Here is a 21,076-nt window from a genome sequence, read left to right on the forward strand (position 1 = left end):
ACATGGCGCGTTTCTTTATTGATCGACCGATTTTCGCCTGGGTCATCGCCATCGTCATCATGCTCGGCGGTGCGTTATCCATCAGCCAGTTGCCGCTGGAGCAGTACCCGGACATCGCGCCGCCCACCGTGCGTATTTCCGCCACCTACACCGGCGCGTCGGCCAAGACCGTCGAAGACTCGGTGACCCAGGTCATCGAGCAGCAAATGAAAGGCCTGGACAACCTGACCTACATGTCCGCCTCCAGCAGTTCGGCGGGCAGCGCCAGTATCAGCCTGACCTTTGGCGCCGGCACCGACCCGGATGTGGCGCAGATGCAGGTGCAGAACAAGCTGCAACAGGCCGAATCGCGCTTGCCGCAGTCGGTGCAGAGCGAAGGCTTGACCGTGACCAAGGGCGGTTCGGACTTTTTGATGATTGCCGCCCTGGCCTCGGATAATCCCAGCGTCACCGGGACCCAGATTGGTGACTACATCTCCAGCACCTTGCTCGATTCCATCAGCCGTATCGACGGCGTGGGCGACGTACAGACCCTCGGTTCTGGCTACGCCATGCGCATCTGGCTGGACCCGGCGCTACTGGAAAAATACGCGCTGATGCCGTCGGATGTGAGCTCTGCGCTGGAGGCGCAAAACACCGAAGTGTCAGCCGGCCAACTCGGCGCATTGCCGGCGGTGAAGGGGCAGCAACTCAATGCCACCATCAGCGCGCGCAGCAAGCTGCAAACGGCCGAAGCGTTCCGCAACGTGGTGATCAAGTCCAGCAGCGACGGCGCGGTAGTGCTGCTCGGCGACGTGGCGACCGTGGAGTTGGGCAGCGAGAGTTATGACATCAACTCGGCCCTCAACGGCAAGCCGGCCGCCGCCATGGGCGTGCAACTGGCGGCGGGCGCCAATGCGCTGGACGTGGGCGAGGCGGTCAAGGCCAAGCTCAAGGAGCTGGCGCCGTTTTACCCCACTGAAATGCAATTGAAGAACGTGATCGCCTACGACACCACGCCCTTTGTGAGCCTGTCCATCGAGGAAGTGGTCAAGTCCCTGGGCGAGGCCATCGTGCTGGTGGTGCTGATCATGTTCCTGTTCCTGCAAAACCTGCGCGCTACGCTGATCCCGGCGATCACGGTGCCGGTGGTTCTGTTGGGCACGTTTGGCGTGTTGGCGTTGTTCGGGTACTCGATCAATACCCTGACCATGTTTGCCATGGTCCTGGCCATTGGGTTGCTGGTCGACGATGCGATTGTGGTGGTGGAAAACGTCGAACGGGTGATGGCCGAGCAGGGCTTGTCGGCCCTGGCGGCCACGCGGCAGTCGATGGATGAAATCACCAGCGCGCTGGTCGGCATCGCCCTGGTGTTGAGTGCGGTGTTTATTCCCATGGCGTTTTTTGGGGGCTCCACCGGGATTATCTATCGGCAGTTTTCGGTGACCATCGTCTCGGCCATGGTGCTTTCGGTGGTGGTCGCGATGACCCTCACGCCAGCACTGTGCGCCACGCTGCTCAAGCCAGGGCACGCCGTTCAACGGGGCTTTTTCGGCTGGTTCAATCGTTCCTTTGATCGTTGCTCCCGCGCGTATGAAACGTTGGTTGGCGGTGTCCTGCAACGCTCACGCCGCAGCCTGGTGGTGTACGCGCTGATCGCTGCAGCCATGGCGGCGGGTTACGCCAGCTTGCCTACCTCGTTCCTGCCGGATGAGGATCAGGGCATTCTCATGGCGCAAATCCAGCTGCCGGTGGGGGCCACCGACAGCCGTACCCAGGCGGTGTTGCACCAGTTCGAGCAGTACATGCTCAAGCAGCCGGAAGTCGAGGCGATGATCAGCATCAGCGGGCTGGGCATGGGCGGCAACAGCCAGAACACCGCGCGCGCGTTTATTCGCTTGAAGGACTGGAGTGAGCGCTCAGACGATGCCGCTACGATTGCCCAACGCGCCACGTTGGCACTGGCAAGCATTGGCGATGCCGATGTGTTCGTGATGCAACCGCCCGCCGTGCGCGGCCTGGGCCAGAGTTCAGGGTTTGATTTGCAGCTCAAGGACCTCGCCGGTCTTGGCCACGATGCGTTGGTGGCGGCGCGCGAGCAGTTTATTGCGCTGGCCAGGCAAGACCCGCGCCTGCTGGGCGTACGCAGCAATGGCCTGGACGACGCACCGCAACTCAAAATCAGCATCGATGACCGCAAGGCGGGGGCCTTGAGCCTGAGCACCAGCGACATCAACAGCACCTTGTCCACGGCGTTGGGCGGCACGTATGTGAACGACTTCCTCAACCAGGGCCGCGTGAAGAAGGTCTACGTGCAGGGCGACGCCAGCACCCGCATGCAAGCGGCGGATCTGGATCACTGGTTCGTGCGCAACAGCAACGGTGAAATGGTGCCGTTTTCGTCATTTGCCAGCAGTGCCTGGAGCTATGGCTCGCCTTTGCTGGAGCGCTACAACGGCACATCCTCCCTGGAAGTGGTAGGCGACCCGGCGCCCGGCGTGAGCTCCGGCGCTGCGATGGACGCGGTGGAAGCGATTGCTCGGCAACTGCCCGATGGCATCGGCTACGAGTGGACCGGCCAGTCCTACCAACTGCGTCTTTCCGGATCCCAGGCGCCGTTGCTGTATGCGGTGTCCATCCTGTTTGTGTTCCTGTGCCTGGCCGCACTGTACGAGAGCTGGTCGGTGCCGTTCTCGGTGATTCTGGTGGTGCCGCTGGGCATCGTTGGCGCGGTGTTGGCCACGCGATTGACCGGGTTGAGCAATGACGTGTACTTCCAGGTCGGCCTGCTGACCACCGTTGGGCTGGCGGCGAAAAACGCGATCCTGATCGTCGAATTTGCCAAGCACCTGCAAGAGCAGGGCAACAGCCTTCGCGAGGCGACGCTGATTGCCGTGCGCCAGCGCTTGCGGCCGATCCTGATGACCTCGCTGGCCTTCATGTTCGGCGTGCTGCCCCTGGCCGTGAGCAGTGGCGCAGGTTCCGCCGGGCGTCGCGCCATCGGTACCGGTGTGCTGGGCGGCATGTTCAGCGCCACGGTGCTGGGGATCTTCTTTGTACCGCTGTTTTTTGTGTTGATCCGCCGCCGCTTTGGCCGTGTCAGCACGACGCCCACTGTCGAAAAAGGTGACGCATGATCCGCTTTCTCTGTCCGTTAGTGGCCGCCTTGGTCCTGAGCGGCTGCATCAACCTGGCGCCGCAGTATCAACAGCCTGAAGCCCCGGTGCCTGGCGAATGGCAAGCGGGTGTGCAGGGTGAGGTGCCGGCTGACATCCAGTGGCAGCAGTTCTTTACCGACCGCCGCCTGGCACACCTGCAAACCCTGGCGCTGGCCAATAACCGCGACCTGCGCCTGGCCAGCCTGAATATCGAGAAGGCCCAGGCGCAATACCGCATCCAGCGCGCCGCGGCGCTCCCGACCATCGACGCCAGCGTCAGCGGTACTCACAGCCGCACGCCGGGTTCGCTGTCCAGCAGCGGCACGGCCGTCACCAGCCACGACTACAGTGCCCAACTGGGGCTGAGCAGCTATGAAGTCGACGTGTTCGGCCGCGTGCAGAACCTGCAGGACGAAGCGCTGGAAGACTACCTGGCGCTGACCGAAACCCGGCGCAGCACGCAAATCAGCCTGGTGGCCGAAGTGGCCACCGCCTGGCTGACCCTGGCCGCCGACAACGAGCACCTGCAACTGGCCGAGGAGACCCTGGCCAGTCAGCAATCCACCTACGAACTGACCCAGCGCAGCCACGCCCTGGGTGGTTCCACGGCGTTGGCTGTGGCCCAGGCGCAAACCACCGTCGAGTCAGCGCGGGTCGATGTGGCCGAGTATCAGAGCCAGATTCTCCAGGATCGCAACGCCTTGCGCTTGCTGGTTGGCAGCGACATTCCCGACGCCCTGCTGCCCGACACCCATCTGCAATCGGCGGCGGCGTTGGTGCAGGTGCCGGCCGAGCTGCCATCGAGCCTGTTGCAGCGACGCCCCGATGTACTCGCGGCGGAGCACAGCCTCAAGTCCGCGAATATCGACATTGGCGCGGCCCGTGCGGCGTTTTTCCCCAGCATCAGCCTCACCGCGAATGCGGGCTCCGCCAGTTCGTCACTGTCCAGCCTGTTCAAGGCCGGCAGCGGCGCCTGGACCTTCGCCCCGAGCATCAGCGTGCCGATCTTCGATGCCGGCAGTAACCGCGCGACCCTGGATGCGGCCAAGGTCGAGAAAGAGATCCAAGTGCAGACCTACCAGCAAACCCTGCAAACCGCATTCAAGGAAGTCGCCGATGCCCTGGCCGTGCGCAGCACCCTGGACCAACGCCTCACCGCCCAGCAAGCGCTGACCGATGCCAGCCAGAAGAGCTACGACCTGTCCGACGCGCTCTACCGCGCCGGCTCGCAAAGCTACCTCGAAGCCCTGGACTCCCAGCGCTCGCTGTACAGCGCCCAGCAGGACCTGATCACCCTGCGCCTGGCGGAGCAGAGTAATCGGGTGAGTTTGTATAAGGTGATGGGGGGAGGGTGGCAGTAGGTTAAGGCTACAGGGCGGCGGATTGCGCCGCCTGCAACACCCGCAACAAATTCCCACTCCAGATATTCGCGATCTGCGCCTCGCTATACCCGGCATCCAACAACCGCTGGGTAATCACCGGCAACTGGCTGACATCTTCCAGCCCGGTCACGCCACCGCCGCCATCCCAGTCGGCGCCTATGCCGACGTGATCGGGGCCGGCCACTTCGAGCAAATGCAGCAGGTGCTTCATGAACACATCGAAGCTCGCCTTGGGTTGGGCGAAGCGTTGGTTGAGGGTGTCGCGTTCTTGGTAGAGCGCCTTGATCTGTTCTGGACTCAGGGCGGCAAGGTTGTGAAAGCGTGCACCGAGGGCGGCCATGGCTTTGTTGCGTTCCGGGTTGGGCGTGAGGGGGATCAGGTAGTCGCTGTAGGCGTTGACCTGGATGACACCGCCCTTGGCCGCCAGTTGGCGCACGCGGTTGTCGTCGAGGTTGCGCGGGTGCGGGTTGACCGCGCGGCTGCTGGAGTGGGAGGCGATCAGTGGGGCGCTGGACAACGCCAGCATCTGGTCGAACACCGCGTCGCTGGCGTGGGACACGTCCAGCAGGATGCCCAGGCGGTTGGCTCGCTGCACCAGGTCCCGGCCCTTGGGGCTCAGGCCTTTCCATTCCGGCAGGGCGGTGGCCGAGTCGGCCAGGTCGTTGTTCATGAAATGCACCAGGCCGAGCATGCGCAGGCCTTGGCGGTAGTAGGTGTTGAGCAACTCGGGATCGGAGCTGAGCGGGTCGGCATTTTCCATGCTGATAAACACCACGCGCTTGCCTTGGGCGGCGATGTGTCGGGCGTCGTCGGCGGTGAGGGCCAGGGCGAAGCTGTCGGGGTTGCGGTCGATGACGTCGCGGATGCGCGTGAGGGTGGCCAGGCCATACGCGCTGGCGTAGGCGCGGCCTTCCTCGGTGCGTGGGCCCTGAGGGGTGTAGACCGCAAAAAAACCACCATCCAGGCCGCCTTCGCGCATGCGCGGCAGGTCGACCTGGCTGCCGTCCTGTTCGTAGTCGTGGCGCTCCAGGATGTTCCAACCGGGGCGGGTCAGGGTCAGCGGTGTGTCGAGGTGGCTGTCCAGCACCAGCAGGCGCTGGTGCAGGGCGAGGGTCGTGGGACTCACTTGCGCGTGGGCCAGAAACGGCAACAAGGCGAGGATCAGCAGGCGCTTGGTCATGTTCAAAACTCCATGCTCAAGGTGCTTTGGAAGGTGCGCGGCGAACCGGGTCGGAACACGGCGGGGCCGCTGGTGCTGGTGAGGATGTAGCCCAGGTAGTCCTTGTCGAACAGGTTGTCGACGTTAAAGCGCAACTTGACGTTTTTCAGCGGGCCGTAATGCACGCGCTCGCCGCCCAAGTCCAGGTAGGCGTTGTACAGGGTGTAACCGGGCACCGATTCACTGTTGGTGAAGTTGCTGTAGCGCTCGCCGATGTAGCGCGCCGAAAAGTTAAGTAACGCCCACGGTGCCAGCTCGTAAGTAACCCCAGCCTGTGCCAGCCAGCGGGGGCTGTCGGGCACGTCATTGTCACGGATCGACAGGCCGGCGGCATCGTTCTGGAAGGTGGATTTGTTGTAGGTCAGGTTGCCGTTGAGCACTACCTTGTCGGCCAGGATCGGTGGTTTCCATTGACCGCTCAGCTCCGTGCCATAGGCCTGCACCTTGCCGACGTTCTGGTAGTAGGTTTCCACCTGGCTGCTGCCGGGCACCGCTGAGGCAAAGGCTTGCAGGCGGTTGTCGAAGTCGGTGCGGTACAGCGCCCAGGCGGCGTTGAAGGTCGGACGGTTGATGCGATAACCCACCTCGTAGTTCTTCGCCCGTTCGGCATCCGGCGGCGGTGCGCTGGGGCTGGCAGCGCGGAAAATGTCGTCGGCGCCACGGGGCAGGGCCATGTTTTCCGAGTAAGAGGCGAACACTTGGGTGTCGTCGGTGAGGTTGTAGACCAGCCCGGCCTGGGGCAGGAAGGCGTCGTTCCATTGGGTACTGAGGCGCGGTTGGCGATTGTTGATGTAGTCACCGGCGTTGCGATAGCCCTCGATGCGGTACTTAAGGTTCAAGCTCTTGAAGCCGAATTGCAGGCGCAGGCGATCATCGAGCAGGGTCCAGGTGTCCTTGAGGTGGTACTGCAACGAATTGCGCGTGGAGCTGAAATCCCCTTGCAGGTGCACCGGTTCATTGAACAGCGGCTCGCCAGCCGGGCTGCCATCGGTGAGGTTGTAGCGGCCTTGCTGGCGGTTGAACACATCGGTCTCGGCCCACAGCCCGGTGTCGATCTGGTGTTGACCCACTTCCCATTGCAGCCCGGTACGCCCCCCGAACCGGTGCCCGCTCAGGGACGACAGCCCGTATTGCACGCCTTTGGGGGTGAACAGACCGTCCACATTGCTTTCGGCATTGTGCAGCGCCAGGGAGGTGGCGTAGGCCTCGGGCGACACGCCAAAGCCCTTCTTGGCTTCGTAGTACAGGGTGGTGTAGTTGAGCAGGTCCGGACGGATCTCGAACTGGCCGCCGAGGCTGTACAAGGTGTCGCGCCGCTGGTTCACCGCCTGTTTGTAGAACTGGTTGTAGCCGGTGTTGCTGTAGCGCACACCCGGCACGCTTTCGGGTAGATCGGGAAGGCTGTCCAGGTAGGCGAAGTAACGGCCCGAACGCCCGAAGAGGTCGTTGGCGCTGCCGTCGTACTGGGCGATGCTGACGTAGGGCGAGTCATAGTCGTAGAACGAGTTGTGCACCGCGCGCAGCCACACTTCATCGCGATCACCGAAGCGATAACGCACTTTGGCCTCCAAGTGTTCGCGATCGATGGTACCGGGGCCGCGCCACAGGTCGCCGTCGATTTTTGAACGGCTGAAATACGCTGACAGGCCTTGGTATTCGCCGCTTTGCAACTTGACGAAACTGCGCCGCAGACTGTCGCTGCCCAAGGTATAGGACAGGCTCACGCCAGGCTTCACCGTGGGGTTGCTGGTCTGGTAATCCACATACGGACCCAGTGACGCATAGCCCGATTGCGACACATCCCCGGCCCCGGTAGAGGCCGTGACCCGTTCGGTGTTTTCGTTGTCGACGTAGCGATAGATCGGGCTGCCGCCAAACTGGTCGGTACGGCCCAACGGCACGCCGTCGATGGAAAAACCGATCTGCTGCAAATTGAACGCCCGCACGAACACCGAGTTGCCGAACTCATACAAGCCCAGCGCATCGTTGACCTGCACGTTGAAGCCCGGTAGCGCTTCGAGCATTTTCAGCCCCGAGGTGCCCGCCGGCGCCGACAGCAGCGCCTGGTGCGAGATGCTCAGGGTGTTGCTGATCTTATCTTCGCCGATGGCGGCGCTGGCTTCGGTGACGCGTGCGCCGACCACCTCGACCTTGCTCAGTTGCGGTTCGGTGGAGCTGGCGGATTGCGCGGCCCACGTGGAGTCGGCCAGCAGCAGGCTGGCGAGCAGGGTTTTACGGTACTGAGCAATCATTGTTCGTCCTTGGTTGGAATGTTAGAGCCCGGCGTGGGCCTGGGCGAGGAAGTCGGGCCGGGCCCACTCATGCACGCTGAAGTCGTTCTGCAAGAAACCGCGCTGCACCAGGAAATCCTTTTTCAGCTCCAGCGCGGCGAGGTTCTGCGGGCCCAGTTGCGGTACAAAATCCAGCTCGGCGATGGCCTGGCGGATAAACCCGGCATCCGGCAGGAACGTCACGCGGGTGAACAACTCAGCGGCGGCCTCGCGGTGCTGGTTGATCCAGCGCCCCGCGCGGATCGCCGCACGCAGGAACGCCACGACTACCTGGGGGTGTTGTTCGGCAAAGGCACGGTTGACGGTGGTGGCGTAGGGGCCGTTGTGGTTTTTCAGGGTCCAGTCGGGGTAGCGCTCCAGGTCTTCGATCACCGTGAATTCACCGCTGGCGAGCAACGCCGGCACGTGCCCCGCGGCGATATGCACCGCCTCCACACGGCCTTCAGCCAATGCACGGACTTCCTGGCCCGGCTTGCCGTGCAGGCCGTGCAATTGCGCCCAGAACGCCGATGGCCGCGCGGCCGGCTGCAAAGTGTGGGGATCGCCTTCGTCCTCCAGCTCGATCAGCCGCACTTGAGACGGCTCCAGTCCGGCCAGTTGCAGCGCATTGAACAGGCCATGCTCGGCGAGCGCCTTGAGCACATCCACCCGCGCCTTGTTACGGCTGACCGGGACGCCGATGCGTTTGCCGAATAGGTCCGCGACCTGGCGGATACGCCCGTCGGCGCGTACCAGAATCTGCCCGGCGCATTGGCTCGCGGTGGTGGCCACCAGCAGCGTGTCGGCCTGGTCCGCACGGGCCCACAGGGCGGGCACGGCGCCGCCGTCACGAATCAACCGCGACTCGCCATGGGTGAAGTGCGGCAGCCAACCCTGGTTATCGGGCAGCGAGCGCAGGTAGATCGCTTCGGCACCGACGCGCTGGTATTCCTCATCCAGCCAGCCGAGTTCCACGGCGATGTTGGACGCGACCAGCAGCGGGCAAATGCTGTAGTGGGTGGGCAGTGTTTGGCTCATGGCAGACTCCTTGGGGCAGGTGGGGTGACAGTCAGGCGTTCAAGGCCTTGTTGCAGGTCGGCGATCAGGTCTTCGACGGCTTCAAGGCCCACGTGCAGGCGCAGCAACACGCCGGGTTCAATCTGGGCCGAAGGGTGGCGTTGCTGCTGGCGGATCAGGCTTTCGAAACCGCCCCAACTGGCGCCCATGGCGAACAGCCGAAGGCTTTCCAGAAAGCTTTTGGTTTGCGGTTCTGAGATGGGTTTGAGCACCACGCCGAACAGGCCGGTGGAACCGAGAAAGTCGCGTTTGAACACGTCGTGTCCCGTCGCGCCCGGTAAGGCCGGATGCAGCACTTGGGCGACTTGCGGACGCTGTAGCAACCACTGCGCAACGGTCAGTGCCGAGCGCTCGTGCTGGCGCAGGCGCACGCCGAGGGTGCGAAGGCCACGCAGGCCCAGGTAGGCGTCGTCGGCACTGGCGATATAGCCCAGCTGACGCACGGTTTCGCGCACGCCGGGGTAAAGCGCTTGCGTGGTGACGATCACGCCGAGCATCGCGTCGCTGTGGCCCACCAGGTACTTGGTGGCGGCATGGATCGAGATATCCACGCCGTGTTCAAACGCCTTGAAAAACAGCGGCGTGGCCCAGGTGTTATCGAGCATCAGCAGCGCGCCATGGGCGTGGGCCGCGTGGGCGAGGGCGGGAATATCCTGCACTTCGAACGTACTTGAACCGGGCGCTTCGGCATACACCAGGCGTGTATTCGGGCGCAGCAAGCCGGCGATATCCGCGCCGAGCATCGGCGCGAAATAGCTGGCCTGGATGCCATAGCGCGGCAGGATTTGGTCGAACACCTGGCGCGCATGCCAGTAGCAGTTGTCGGTGACCAGAATATGGTCGCCGGCCCGCGCCACGGCCAACACCGCACCGACAATCGCCGCCAGGCCGCTGGGCATGATCAGCCCTCGAAAGCCTCCCTCCAATTCGGCCACGGCGTCTTCGAACGCGGCGGTGGTGGGGTTGCCGTTACGTCCATAGATATGCCCGCGGTAGTGCGGGTCATCGGCCTGCTGGAGGTGGTTTGTCAGGGTGCTGGTGTCGGGCCAGATAAAGGTCGAGCTGCGATACACCGGGGTGTTGACGGTACCGGCATGGTTGGCCGGATCACGGCCGAGGTGGGTCAACAGGGTGTCGTCGCGCATGGTCGTGGTACTCGTCGAAAGGCTCATCGGCGTTCCAGCCGTTTGGCCCAGCGTGAAAGGGGATAGATGTAGAGAAAGAACGCGATAAACACCACGCCATAGGCGGGCAGCAGCAGGTCGCTGCGCAATTGGCTGGAGAGGTGCGATTGCAGGGTGGTCATCAGCTCTTCCACCCCCAGCAGATTGGCCAGGGAAGTGGACATGGTCACCGCGCAATACAGGTTCATCCACGGCGCTACCAGGCTTGGCAGGGTCTGCGGAATGATCACGTAGCGCAGGGCCTGGCCGTGGCGCAGCCCCAAGGCCTGGGCGGCCTCCCACTGGCCCGACGGCACCGCGTACACGCCTCCGCGCACAATCTCCGAGACGTAGCCGATGGCGGGCAACGCCAGGCCCAGCGCGACTTTCAGCCAGTCCGGCAACTGCCACCAGCGCCCGGCCCACTGCACTTCGTAAGGCAGCAAGTAGGCCACGTAAAACATCACCACCAGCCAGGGCAGGTTGCGCAGCAAACGGCTCAGATGTCCGGCACCACGGCGCAGAGCCGGGCGAGCACTGACTTGCAGGCTGCCAAGCAGGACGCCGAAGACCGTCGCCACCAACATGGCGGTGACGCCCATCAGGATATTCAGGCCAAAGCCTTGCAGCAGCGCCGGGGCCCACTGCCACAGCAGCATCAGTGGCGAAGGTTCAGACAGCATTCGGCAACTCCTGGCCCGGCAGGCGCAGGTGATACTCCAGGCGGCGCAACAGCCAACTGCTGAGGCCGATCAACAACAGCCAGACCAGCAACAGCACTTGCATCATCTCGGCGACGTTGAAGTTATCCGACCAGATTCGGTTGCTCGCATAGAGCAACTCCGGCACCGCGATCGCGTAGGCGATGGAGGTGGACTTGATGGTCTGCACCACCGTATTGCCCATCGCCGGCAGGCTATTGCGCAGCGCCAGCGGCAGCACGATATGGCGCAGCACGGTGCGCTCCTGCATACCCAGGGCGGCGGCCGCCTGGAGCGTGGCGCGTGGCACCCCATCAATCCCGGCGCGCAGGTTCACTGCCTGGAACGCGCCGCTGTGCAGGGCGATCACAATGATCGCCCACTGCGTGCCGTTGAGCAGGCGCACCCCGTCCACCAGCGGCAGTAACGCACCGACGCCGAAGTAGAAAAAGAACAACTGCACCAACAGCGGCGTGTTGCGAAACAACGCCACGTACGCGCCGCTGATCCCGCGCCACAGACCTTGACGCGAACCCAGGCCGGCGGCGCCGACGACACCGATCAACAGCGACAGCGCGATACTTGCCAGTGACAACAGCAAGGTCAGGCCCAGGCCCAGCAGAAAACGCTGACGGTCCATCGGGTCCCAGACGATGCTCAGCGACAGGCCATGCTGTTCCAGCCACAGGCGCAGGTTGACCTCACTCATGGCGTGCCTGCGCATGCTGCTGCGCGACCCAGGCATTCGGCGCCAGACCGTAACGCTGCTCCAAGGCGATGATCAGACCCTTGGCATGCCAGCCTTCGACAATGTTCGACACCGCCGCCAACAACTCCGGCTGGCCCTTGCGCAGGGCAATCCCCCACGGCGCCGGTGCCTGCCCCGGCAGCTTGACCTCGTAGTCGGCCCACTCAGGTTGACGGGCGAGGGCGCTGTACAACGCATCATCCCCCATCGCCCCCAGGCAGCGACTGTCAGCCACCGCCTTGCGCACCTCGGCGGTGCCGTTAAAACGACGCGAACTGCACGCCGTAGCGGCTTTCGAATGGCCGCACCCACACACTTGTGGCCGGCGCGCAGAGCGTCTTGCCGCGCAGACTTTCCCAATCGGGCACCGCCGTACTTTTCGGCGCAAACACCGTGGCCGCCGAGCTATAAAACCCCGGACTGGCAAAATCCACTTCCCGACGCCGGGCTGGCGTGTCCAACAAGGACGTCACCAACACCTCGCAACGTCCCTGATCGAGAAACAACAAACGATTGAGCGGATTGACCTGCACCAACGACAACTTCAACGGTTGACCGACCCGAGCAGACAACTGCTGCTGCAGATCAACAATCAAATCCATGATCAACCCACTGGGCTTGCCCTGGGCATCCAGCATCTTGAACGGAGGAAACTCATCACTGGTGCAGACATTGAGCGTGCCACGGGATTGAGCCCGTTCGAGCAAAACCTCGGCGTGAGCCGAAAGCACACTGAAAGCAAGCACCGCCGCAACCAACCCACCCGGCCGGAAGCCCGCAAAGCGATGCTTTTGATCCGGCTTTTGACCTGGCTTTTGATCTACAGCGCCCCGTCGACCACGCTGGCCGGAGTGAGGGCATGCCGAGCCTAGGCGAGGCACCGAGTGGTGGGGCGAGAGCCTTTTGCTTACTTTTGGGCTCTTCCAAAAGTGAGCCGCTGTAAGAGCGGAACCCAAAGCCGCCGTTACCGCAGCAACGGATATGCACACCGATAACCCACGACCGAAAGCCAGTCGAATCGTCGCACCACCCCTCCCAAATCCAGACCGTGCCGTGTCAGTCGCAACACCGCTCATGTCGCACTCCACCCCAACCGCGACCGCTGCGCCGCGCCACTGGGAAACGGCTGCGGAGTACCGAGCTGCTGCGCCAAAAACGTCAAATACGCCGCCTCCTCCAAATTGATCAACAACCGCGTAACCGCCAACACCCCCCGCTCGGACCAGGCAAACGGACCATGATTAGCCAGCAACGCCGCCGGCGCCCGCGGATGCTCGCGCAACGCCGCCACCACCGGCTCCGGCGCATACCGCGGCCCCCACGCCGTCAGTGGCACCTCCTGGTCCTCATCCAGAATCCCCAACAACTGAGAGGCATGGGCCCGTAACGGCCGGCCCGCAATCGCAAACGCCGTCAGATACGGCGAGTGCGTATGAATCACCGCATTCACCTGGCCCCGCTCGCGATAAATCGCCACATGCAGTGCCGCCACCTCTTTGAGGTTGTCAGTCAGGCTGCCCTGGCTGCGCTGCAACTCGAAATCCACAATCGCCGCCACACCGCTGTCAGCCCCGCTCAACGAGGCAATCACCAGCCGCTCTTCGCCGGGAACACGCAGGCTGATATTTCCCGCCTCATTGCCCGACAGCACCTGATGCTTGATCAGCAACTGCTTGGCCAGTGCAAAGTCATGCTCGAACTCTTGGGTAAAACGCACAGGATCAAAGCTCATGGGAACTCCTTAATGAGGGTCAGAAGCGGTAGTCGGCTTTCACGTAGTAGAAGGCGCCTTCGGCACCGGCCGGGGAGATGCTCTGGTAGGCCACGCGCCCACCGACAAAGCGGTTGGCCACGTCGATCTTGTCGGGGTAGCTGTCAAAAATATTGTTGCCGCCCAGGGTCAGGGTGAGGGCCTGGCTGATGTCGTAGGACACGCTGGCATTGCTCACCCACTGCGCGGAAAACGTCTGGTCGCGGGCTTCGCCGAGGTTGGAATCGAGGGTGTAGGTGCCATAGCGGATCGTGTTGAAACTCGCCTGCCACGCGCCTTTACGCCAGTCGGCCCCCAGGATCAGCTTGGTATTGGGCGAGGCACTTTCCACGTAGCTGAGGGCTTCGCGGTTGATCAACGTGATGCCGGTGCCGGCGAGGGGGCCGGGGTTGTCTTTGATATCGGTGACCTGGGTCTTGCTGTAGTTGAACGCGCCGTTGAGGGTCAGTTGGCTGGCGTCGTCCAGGTCCAGACGATAGTGGGCGGCCACATCGACGCCGCTGGTCTTGGTGTCCAGGGCGTTGGTGAAAAAGCTCACGCCGGAGTAGTTGCCATAGCCTTGGCTGGCGAGGATCTGGCTGACCTGGGTGCCACTGAGGGTTTCCGACAGGGCGATACGGTCCTGAATGCGTATGTGATACGCGTCGACGCTGACGCTCGCGCGCTCCAGCGGCTGCCACACCACACCGAGGGACAGGCTGGTGGATTTTTCCGGCTTCAGGTCACTGGCGCCCAACGCCCGGGCTACCGGCGTGTTCACGCTGACGGTGCCGACCTGATAGGCCGTGGGGTCGCCGGCCTTGAATTCGGTCTGGGTCGCCGAGGTGCCGATCTGACCCAACGTCGGCGCGCGGTAACCGCTGCTTACCGTCGAGCGCAGGCCCCACTGCGGGGTGAGGTCGTAGCGTACGGAAAACTTGCCGGTGGTCGTGGTGCCAAAATCATCGTAGTGCTCGCTGCGCCCGGCCAGGCCCAGTTGCAGTTTGTCGGTGACCTGCTGCTCCAGGCCCAGGTAGCCGCCGAACACATGGCGTGCATAACGGCCTTCGTCACTGTCCTGGGTGCCGGGAAAACCCTGGGCGCCGCCGGCACGGGTGGGCAGGGCCGTGCCATGGGTCCAGGATGCAAGGTCGCCGGCGATCACTTCATAGGCTTCGTTACGCCACGCCAGGCCACTGGAAAACACCAGTGGACCCGCGCCCCAGCTCACCTTGAATTCCTTCACATGGTCCAGACCGACGTTGGTTTGCTCGTTGATCAACGCGCCGGCGTTGAAGCTGGTGGGACTGGCAGGTCCGAGGCTGGCGTTAAGCGAATCACTGAGGTGGTAGTCGATGCGATTGCGGCCGTAGTTGGCGCTGAGATCGAAGCTGCCCAGGCTGTCATCGCGGAGTTTCACCCCGCCAGTGACCGACGCATCCCGCGAACGTACATCGAGCAGGGGCAGGAATCCGTTGGGGTACACGGCCACCAGGTTGTTGGCGTCGATAGGCCGGCGAAAGGTGGCCTGGGATTCACCGGTGCGGTCCTGGTAAGTGGCGAAACCATAGAGGTCGACCGCATCGTTGAGTGACAGGCCGGTGTTGAGCGCCAGGTTCCAATCCTCAAGCCCCGGAGAACCGTAGCGCCAATGACGGTCGGCATCCGCTTCGCGGGCATCTGCAGTTGGGTAGAACTGCCGGCCATCGGTGCCGCCGGTGGAAGTGCGCTCGCTGCGCAGGCCCTCGCCGCTGAGGGTGAGGAAGCCGTCGCCGGGCAAGGTGAAACCGGTCCAGCCACCGACCGAGCGGCGAAAACCATCGCCCTTGGTGTATTGGCCAAAGGTGCTTTGCACCGCGCCGCCGTGATCCTGCTCCTTGAGCACGATATTGATCACCCCGGCAATTGCGTCGGAGCCGTATTGGGCCGAGGCGCCATCGCGCAGCACTTCGATATGGTCGACGGCGCTGACTGGAATCGTCGACAAGTCCACCGCCTGGGAACCCCGGCCCAAGGTGGCCTTGGTGTTGACGAATGCCGAGGCGTGTCGACGCTTGCCATTGACCAGCACCAGCACTTGATCAGACGCCAAGCCGCGCAGCGACACCGGCCGCTGCGACGACACGCCATCGGTGCCGTTGACTTGCGGGTAGTTCACTGACGGCACCAGGGTTTCCAGGGCCTTAGCCAGGTTATCGGTGCCGCTGCGCTCCAGTTGTTCGTTGCTGATCACATCCACCGGTGCCGCACTTTGCAGGGCGGTGACATCGCTACGGCGGGTGCCGATCACTTCAACCGACTTAAGGCGTGGCGCGGCCGGTTCGCTGCTGATCGCGGCTGCAGGTGTACTGGTGTCCGTCAGGCGATGGATCAACACGGCGCCACTGGCGGTCTGGCTGAAGCCCAGTTGTGAACCACTCAAGGCGATCCCCAGCGCCTGCTCCTGGCTCAAGCGGCCCTGGATCGAACGACTTGCGCGGCCTTCAACCAGCGGCGGATCAAAAGCGATGGAATGGCCGCTTTGCTGGGAAATGCTCAGCAGCACTTCATCCAGGGGCCCGGCGGGAATATTGAACTCAATGACCTTGTGTACGGCGGCCGCATCGTTTTGCGCCAGCACCAGGCTTGGCAGCGCCAGGCCGCCCAGGGCCAATGCGCACGCCAGGGGCGCCAGGGTGAATCCTGTTTTCAACATGCCAATCTGCTCCGGGTCGTGATGTTCTTTACGACCTTGAGCAACTTCGTGGGCTTTTTTTCACTGCTAAGTTAGAACACTTAGTTCGGTCTCTAGATCATTTAGTTGCGCTTATAAGCTTCGATCAAACTGATCTAAGTGTGCAGTGAAAATATAAGGGAGTATCTGCACAAGGGTACTGACAGCCAGATCGGGTTGTCCGCGCAAAGCTCACAAGTCATGGACTTGTACAGCGGTCTGCACGCTTACGGAAAAGCTCATCAGGAGACAGATGCCCATGTCTGAATTGTCCGTTCTAAATCCAGCCAGCCCAGCGCCGGCGATCCATTGCGAAAACACTGTGCCGCGTAGCATGGTGCACCGTGCTGCTGTCAGCGAAGTCTTCCTGACGGGCGCGGAGTTGGTAAAAGAGGGTCACTTCCGCTGCAGCGCCCAACTACCGCGTACCCACAGTTACTTCAGTGAACATACGCATCGTTCGGCACACTACGACATGTTGTTATTGCTGGAAGTGTTCCGCCAGGCGTCGATCTATATCTCTCATGCGTTCTTGGATGTGAGTGCCCAGGACAAGTTTATTTACCTGGACAGTGTCACTCGCGTCACCGAGCGCAGTTTGCTGGTGGTGGGGGATCGCCCGGCGTCGGCACAGATCGATGTGTTTGTGGTGGACGAATACCTGCGCCATGGCGAGCGCAGTGGCGTGACCCTGAACATGTCCCTGAGCATCAATGGCGAAGTCGCCGCACGGCATGAGCGCATGAGCATCCGTTGGATGAGCGGCGCTTCGTGGAACAAGATGCGCGCCCGTGGCCTGGCGGCGATTCCCGCCGACGCGGACCCGTTGGCGCAACTGCCGCCACCGTTGAGCCCGTCGGCGGTAGGGCGCCATTGGCTGAACAACGTGGTGCTGGGCAAGGACGTGGAGCAGGGCGCCGACCGCCTGGTGGCGCCGCTGATTGTGGACCTTAACAACCCGGCGATCTTCGACCATCCCCTCGACCATATCCCCGGCATGCTGCTGCTCGAAGGTTTCCGGCAAGCGGCCTTGGTGGTGGCGGATCGGCAATTGCAGGCCGCCCCTGATCAGTGGCTGTTGTCCAGTTGCCATGTGGTGTTCACCCGCTTCGGCGAGTTCGGTTTGCCGACACGGGTGCGTGCCGATCTCAATGCCCTGGCAATCGATGAACACGGGCGCATCACTCTGGCCCTGGACGTGGAGCAGGGCGGCGTGGTGATTGCCACAGCCGAGCTTGAGTTGTTGCCCGTGGCGGCCAGCCAGCCGTTGGCCTTGGTTGCGGGGGGTGTGCGATGAGCGATTTGAAGTTTATCTGGTTCGATTTCGGGGGCGTGCTGTCGCCGCCGATCCCCGCGTTGTTCGAGCAGTATCAGGTCAAGACCGGCTTGGCCCCGCGCGTGCTGCAACAGGCCATGAGTGATGTGGCCGAGGAACTGGGCGTGCCGATGCTGGCGCCGGTGGAGAGCGCTTTGCTCACCGAAAAGGAGTGGGGCCAACGCCTGGAATTGGCATTGCGGCGCCGCGACCCGCAGATTGATTTGTCCCGTGCGCGCCTGCAAACCTTTGGCGAGCATTGGTTCGCCGGAGTGCCGGCCAATGCGCCGTTGGTGGCCGCGGTGCGTGCGCTCAAGCGTGCTGGCTTGCGTGTGGGCATCCTCACCAACAACGTGGTGGAGTGGGAGCAGCACTGGCGGGCGATGGTGGGTTTGGACGAGGTGGTCGACCTGATCGTAGATTCAAGCCGGGAAGGCACCCGCAAGCCGGAAGCGGCGTTCTTCGAGGTCGCCACCGCACGTTCAGGCGTCAGCGCGGCTGACAGTTTGTTGATCGATGACGTGGCCGAAAACATCGACGCCGCCGTCGCGCTGGGCTGGCAAGTGCTGCACTTTATCGACAACCACCAGGCCCTTACCCAGTTGCAGCGCCTGACCGGTGTGAACCTGTTGCAACCTGTCGGGGAGCCTGCCTGATGAATATCGCCGTCGTCACCACCCCGCCAGTCACCGTGGCGCGCATCCCCAACCTGGATGCGCCGCCAGCCTATCAACCCGCCAGCCCCGCCAATGGCTTGCCCAGGATCCTCTTGCCCAGCGGCCACTTGGCGTATCACCTGACCCGCTATGAACACGTGCAGGCGTTGCTGCTGGACAACCGCGCCATTCGCGCTCCGTGCAACGAAGAAGACGGTGCGAGTTTTCTGCCCACCATCACGCCGCCAGAGTTACTGCTTAACAACGACATTCCCGATCACGGCCGCCTGCGTAAAGTGGTCGCGCGGGATTTCAGCCCCAGTGGGGTGGCGTTGCTGGCGGAAAAAGTGCAGCAGGCGACCCATGAGCGCCTGGATGTATTACAGCGCCAGGCCCCCGGTGCAGACCTGTTTGCCCAGGTGCTTGATCACATTCCTGCGACGGTGGACTGCCAACTCCTCGGCATCCCCCTGAGTGACCGTGAATACTATCGGCCGCTCAGCCATACGGTGCAGGTCGCGTCGGATGCAGATGTGCCGGAGCTGCTGAACCAATTCTGGGGCGTCTACAACTACCTCACCGACCTGGTGACGGGCGCGCGCCCTACCTATCCCGATGGGCTGATCCAGCGTTTCGTCGCCACCCGCAACGACAGTGAACCGCCACTCAACGACAAGGAGTTGGTGGGCATCCTGCTCGGCGTGCTGATCGGCGGCGACCAGAACATTCTTACCGTGCTCACCAAGGCGGTGTACACCCTGTTGGCCGCGCCCGAGCTGTGGCAGCAGTTGGTGGACGACCCTGCGCTGATCCCGAATGCTGTCGAAGAGCTGCTGCGCGTGATCCCCCTGGGCACCATCTCGACCTTCCCGCGCCTGGCCAGTGTCGACCTTGACGGGCCGTGGGGGTTGATCCCAGAGGGCAGCATCATCTACGCCGATGCATTCGCAGCCAACCGTGACCCAGCGGTGTTTCCTGAACCCTTGGCGATTCGCTTGGACCGTAACGACGCGCGGCATTTGCAGTTCGGCTACGGCATGCACAACTGCATGGGCGCGGCCCTCGCGCGCCTGGAAATCACCACGGTGTTGCAGATTCTGGTGCAGCGCTTTCCCAACTTGCGCCTGGCGGTGCCGGCGGACCAGGTGCCCTGGGTCGACGGCATCATCCTGCGCCGACCGGTGCGTTTGCCGGTGCACGGTTTCACTTCAACCTGACCCTGGAAGGACCCATGAAAAACTCGTTTGCCGACACGGCTCTACTCTCGATCATCCTGCTGGCGATCTTCGTTGTGCCCAGCTCCATCTCCGGCACGGCCCTCGCGTTGCCGGCCATCGGCGCCGATATCCAGGCGCCGTTGACCAGCCTGCAATGGGTGGTCAACGCCTTCAACCTGGCGTTTGCCTGCTTCACCCTGGCCTGGGGCGCGCTGGCTGATCGGCTCGGGCGCAAGCGCTGTTTTGTCGCCGGTGCGTCGCTGTATGTGGTGGCCTCGGTGCTGTCTGCGGTGGCCGACAGCGCGTGGTTGCTGGACGCGGCACGGGGGCTGGCGGGGATTGGTGCGGCGGCGATTTTCTCGTGCGGCATTGCCATCCTCTCCACCCACTTCAGTGGGCCGGCGCGGTTACGTGCATTTGCCTTGTTCGGCACCGTTGCGGGGCTGGGTGTGAGCCTGGGGCCGACCTTGTCCGGCTTACTGCTGGACAGCGTCGGCTGGCGCGCGATTTTCTGGGCGCACGCAGTCACCTTGGTCATTGTGCTGTTGGGCACCCCTTTGATCACGCGGGACGGCGAACTGGCAGAACGCACTGCACGCTTTGATGTGCCGGGCGCGACGTTATTTGTGTTGGCCTTGTTGGCGCTGATGGTTGCCATCGTGCAGGGCTCGCAGTGGGGCTGGAGCAGCCCGGGCGTGCTGGGCCTGGTCGCGGTCGCGGCGGTGTTGCTGGCGGTATTTACCTGGCAGGAGCGCCGCCATCGCCAGCCGATGCTGGACCTGTCGCTGCTGGCAAGCGGGCCTTTTGTCGGCCTGGCGTTGGTCACCGTGGCGGCATCGTTTGGCTTTGTGACGCTGCTGACGTACTTGCCGAGCTACTTGTTCGGCGTACTGCAATTGAGCGCGACCCACGCAGGCCTGGCGATGTTGCTGCTGACGGTGCCAATGCTGTTCTGCCCGATTCTGGCCGGCAAGTGGGCGGCGCGTGGGGTGTCGGCGATCGGCATTCTCAAGGTCAGCCTAATTGCGTTGCTGGTGGGCGTCGTGTCGTTGGCGCTGGTCAGCCAGGTTGGCGTGGCGTTGTGGCAACTGGCAGTGCCGTTACTGCTGGTGGGCATTGGCATGGGATTGTCGGCCGGGCTGGTGGATGGTCTGGCGCTCAAGACCGTGCCCGAGCAGAAAGCCGGGATGGCTGCCGGTTTGCTTAACACCTTCCGCCTGGGCAGCGAGGCGATTGCTGTGGCGTTGTATGGTTCGTTGCTGGCCACCTTGCTGGACAGCCAATTGCGCACAACCTTGAGCCGCCTGGCGCCCGATCCCTCGACCCTGCAACGCTGGATCGATGACGTGGCCGCCGGCAATCTCACCGGGTCGTTGCAAGCCCTGAGTACGGAACAGGCCGGCACGGTGCACAGCCTGTTTATCGGCGGCTATGACAGTGCGTTCCACGGCGTGCTCTGGGCGTTGGCCGCGATCCTGCTGGTGCTGACCGCAGTGGTCGCCTGGCTGGTGCGCCCGCTGCGTGAACAGGAGCGTACGGAGGCGCAATTAGCCGCTAACTGAGTGACTCACCACACCGCCTGCGGCGCTCGCAAGCGGTGCTTTTGCGTGCCTGCAGGGGTGCCAAGGGTTATGCAGAAAATGCAGCTTATTGGATGTTTTTATTCTTTTATTCGGTGATGCCCGCTGGGGCAAACTGGACTCACCTGCCTGGATGCAGGTCTACCTC

At 63.1% G+C, this 21,076-nt stretch carries 16 protein-coding genes; 6 read left to right on the forward strand and 10 right to left on the reverse strand.

Annotation, left to right across the window (positions count from 1 at the left end; translation table 11 throughout):
• The first annotated feature begins 2 nt into the window (after positions 1-2).
• Together ACVWXD_RS08960 and ACVWXD_RS08965 are read left to right on the forward strand one after the other, a co-directional pair.
• Positions 3-3,116 carry an efflux RND transporter permease subunit gene (locus ACVWXD_RS08960; protein ID WP_181643506.1) on the forward strand — a complete coding sequence of 1,038 codons (3,114 nt, stop codon included), beginning with the start codon at positions 3-5 and terminating at the stop codon, positions 3,114-3,116.
• Positions 3,113-4,498 (forward strand): efflux transporter outer membrane subunit, encoded by a 1,386-nt coding sequence (locus tag ACVWXD_RS08965; RefSeq protein ID WP_457370877.1) that lies wholly within the window; start codon positions 3,113-3,115, stop codon positions 4,496-4,498. Before ACVWXD_RS08960 ends, ACVWXD_RS08965 begins: the two co-directional genes overlap by 4 nt.
• Before the next feature lie 7 nt (positions 4,499-4,505).
• On the opposite strand, the gene ACVWXD_RS08970 is transcribed toward ACVWXD_RS08965, so the two are convergent.
• The 10 genes from ACVWXD_RS08970 to ACVWXD_RS09015 form a co-directional block, all read right to left on the reverse strand.
• Positions 4,506-5,699, reverse strand: a complete 1,194-nt coding sequence (locus ACVWXD_RS08970; protein WP_457370878.1) for a dipeptidase — start codon at positions 5,697-5,699, stop codon at positions 4,506-4,508.
• Positions 5,700-5,701: 2 nt separating this feature from the next.
• Complete coding sequence (locus ACVWXD_RS08975; protein ID WP_457370879.1) at positions 5,702-7,990, reverse strand: TonB-dependent receptor; 2,289 nt, start codon at positions 7,988-7,990, stop codon at positions 5,702-5,704.
• 21 nt (positions 7,991-8,011) lie between these two features.
• Entirely contained in the window at positions 8,012-9,046 is a 1,035-nt protein-coding gene (locus ACVWXD_RS08980) for an ABC transporter substrate-binding protein (RefSeq protein WP_181643502.1), read from the reverse strand.
• A complete protein-coding gene (gene metC, locus ACVWXD_RS08985; protein ID WP_241089473.1) occupies positions 9,043-10,257 on the reverse strand; it encodes a cystathionine beta-lyase in 1,215 nt (404 codons plus the stop codon). The genes ACVWXD_RS08980 and metC overlap by 4 nt, the downstream gene beginning before the upstream one ends.
• Complete coding sequence (locus tag ACVWXD_RS08990) at positions 10,254-10,931, reverse strand: amino acid ABC transporter permease (RefSeq protein ID WP_181643501.1); 678 nt, start codon at positions 10,929-10,931, stop codon at positions 10,254-10,256. The genes metC and ACVWXD_RS08990 overlap by 4 nt, the downstream gene beginning before the upstream one ends.
• The gene (locus ACVWXD_RS08995) at positions 10,921-11,658 is read right to left on the reverse strand and encodes an amino acid ABC transporter permease (RefSeq protein WP_203219272.1); all 738 of its coding nucleotides are present in this window, start codon (positions 11,656-11,658) and stop codon (positions 10,921-10,923) included. The genes ACVWXD_RS08990 and ACVWXD_RS08995 overlap by 11 nt, the downstream gene beginning before the upstream one ends.
• Positions 11,651-11,932, reverse strand: a complete 282-nt coding sequence (locus ACVWXD_RS09000) for a hypothetical protein (protein ID WP_457370880.1) — start codon at positions 11,930-11,932, stop codon at positions 11,651-11,653. Before ACVWXD_RS09000 ends, ACVWXD_RS08995 begins: the two co-directional genes overlap by 8 nt.
• Positions 11,933-11,957: 25 nt before the next feature.
• Positions 11,958-12,443 (reverse strand): transporter substrate-binding domain-containing protein, encoded by a 486-nt coding sequence (locus ACVWXD_RS09005; RefSeq protein ID WP_457370881.1) that lies wholly within the window; start codon positions 12,441-12,443, stop codon positions 11,958-11,960.
• Between the two features lie 326 nt (positions 12,444-12,769).
• On the reverse strand, positions 12,770-13,429 hold the full coding sequence (locus tag ACVWXD_RS09010; protein WP_095184690.1) for a class II aldolase/adducin family protein: 660 nt from the start codon (positions 13,427-13,429) through the stop codon (positions 12,770-12,772).
• A 19-nt stretch (positions 13,430-13,448) separates the two neighbouring features.
• Positions 13,449-16,142 (reverse strand): TonB-dependent receptor, encoded by a 2,694-nt coding sequence (locus ACVWXD_RS09015; RefSeq protein ID WP_181643498.1) that lies wholly within the window; start codon positions 16,140-16,142, stop codon positions 13,449-13,451.
• A 277-nt stretch (positions 16,143-16,419) separates the two neighbouring features.
• Here ACVWXD_RS09015 and ACVWXD_RS09020 point away from each other — a divergent pair, with 277 nt between their 5' ends.
• Genes ACVWXD_RS09020 through ACVWXD_RS09035 form a run of 4 tightly spaced genes read left to right on the forward strand, consistent with a single transcriptional unit; the run spans position 16,420 to position 20,910 of the window.
• Positions 16,420-17,457 carry a ScbA/BarX family gamma-butyrolactone biosynthesis protein gene (locus ACVWXD_RS09020; protein WP_181643497.1) on the forward strand — a complete coding sequence of 346 codons (1,038 nt, stop codon included), beginning with the start codon at positions 16,420-16,422 and terminating at the stop codon, positions 17,455-17,457.
• A complete protein-coding gene (locus ACVWXD_RS09025) occupies positions 17,454-18,131 on the forward strand; it encodes an HAD family hydrolase (protein WP_181643496.1) in 678 nt (225 codons plus the stop codon). The genes ACVWXD_RS09020 and ACVWXD_RS09025 overlap by 4 nt, the downstream gene beginning before the upstream one ends.
• Entirely contained in the window at positions 18,131-19,348 is a 1,218-nt protein-coding gene (locus ACVWXD_RS09030) for a cytochrome P450 (protein WP_095184694.1), read from the forward strand. Before ACVWXD_RS09025 ends, ACVWXD_RS09030 begins: the two co-directional genes overlap by 1 nt.
• Positions 19,349-19,362: 14 nt before the next feature.
• Positions 19,363-20,910 carry an MFS transporter gene (locus ACVWXD_RS09035; protein WP_095184695.1) on the forward strand — a complete coding sequence of 516 codons (1,548 nt, stop codon included), beginning with the start codon at positions 19,363-19,365 and terminating at the stop codon, positions 20,908-20,910.
• The last annotated feature ends 166 nt before the right edge of the window (positions 20,911-21,076 follow it).

This window comes from Pseudomonas sp. TE3911, from assembly GCF_054062775.1.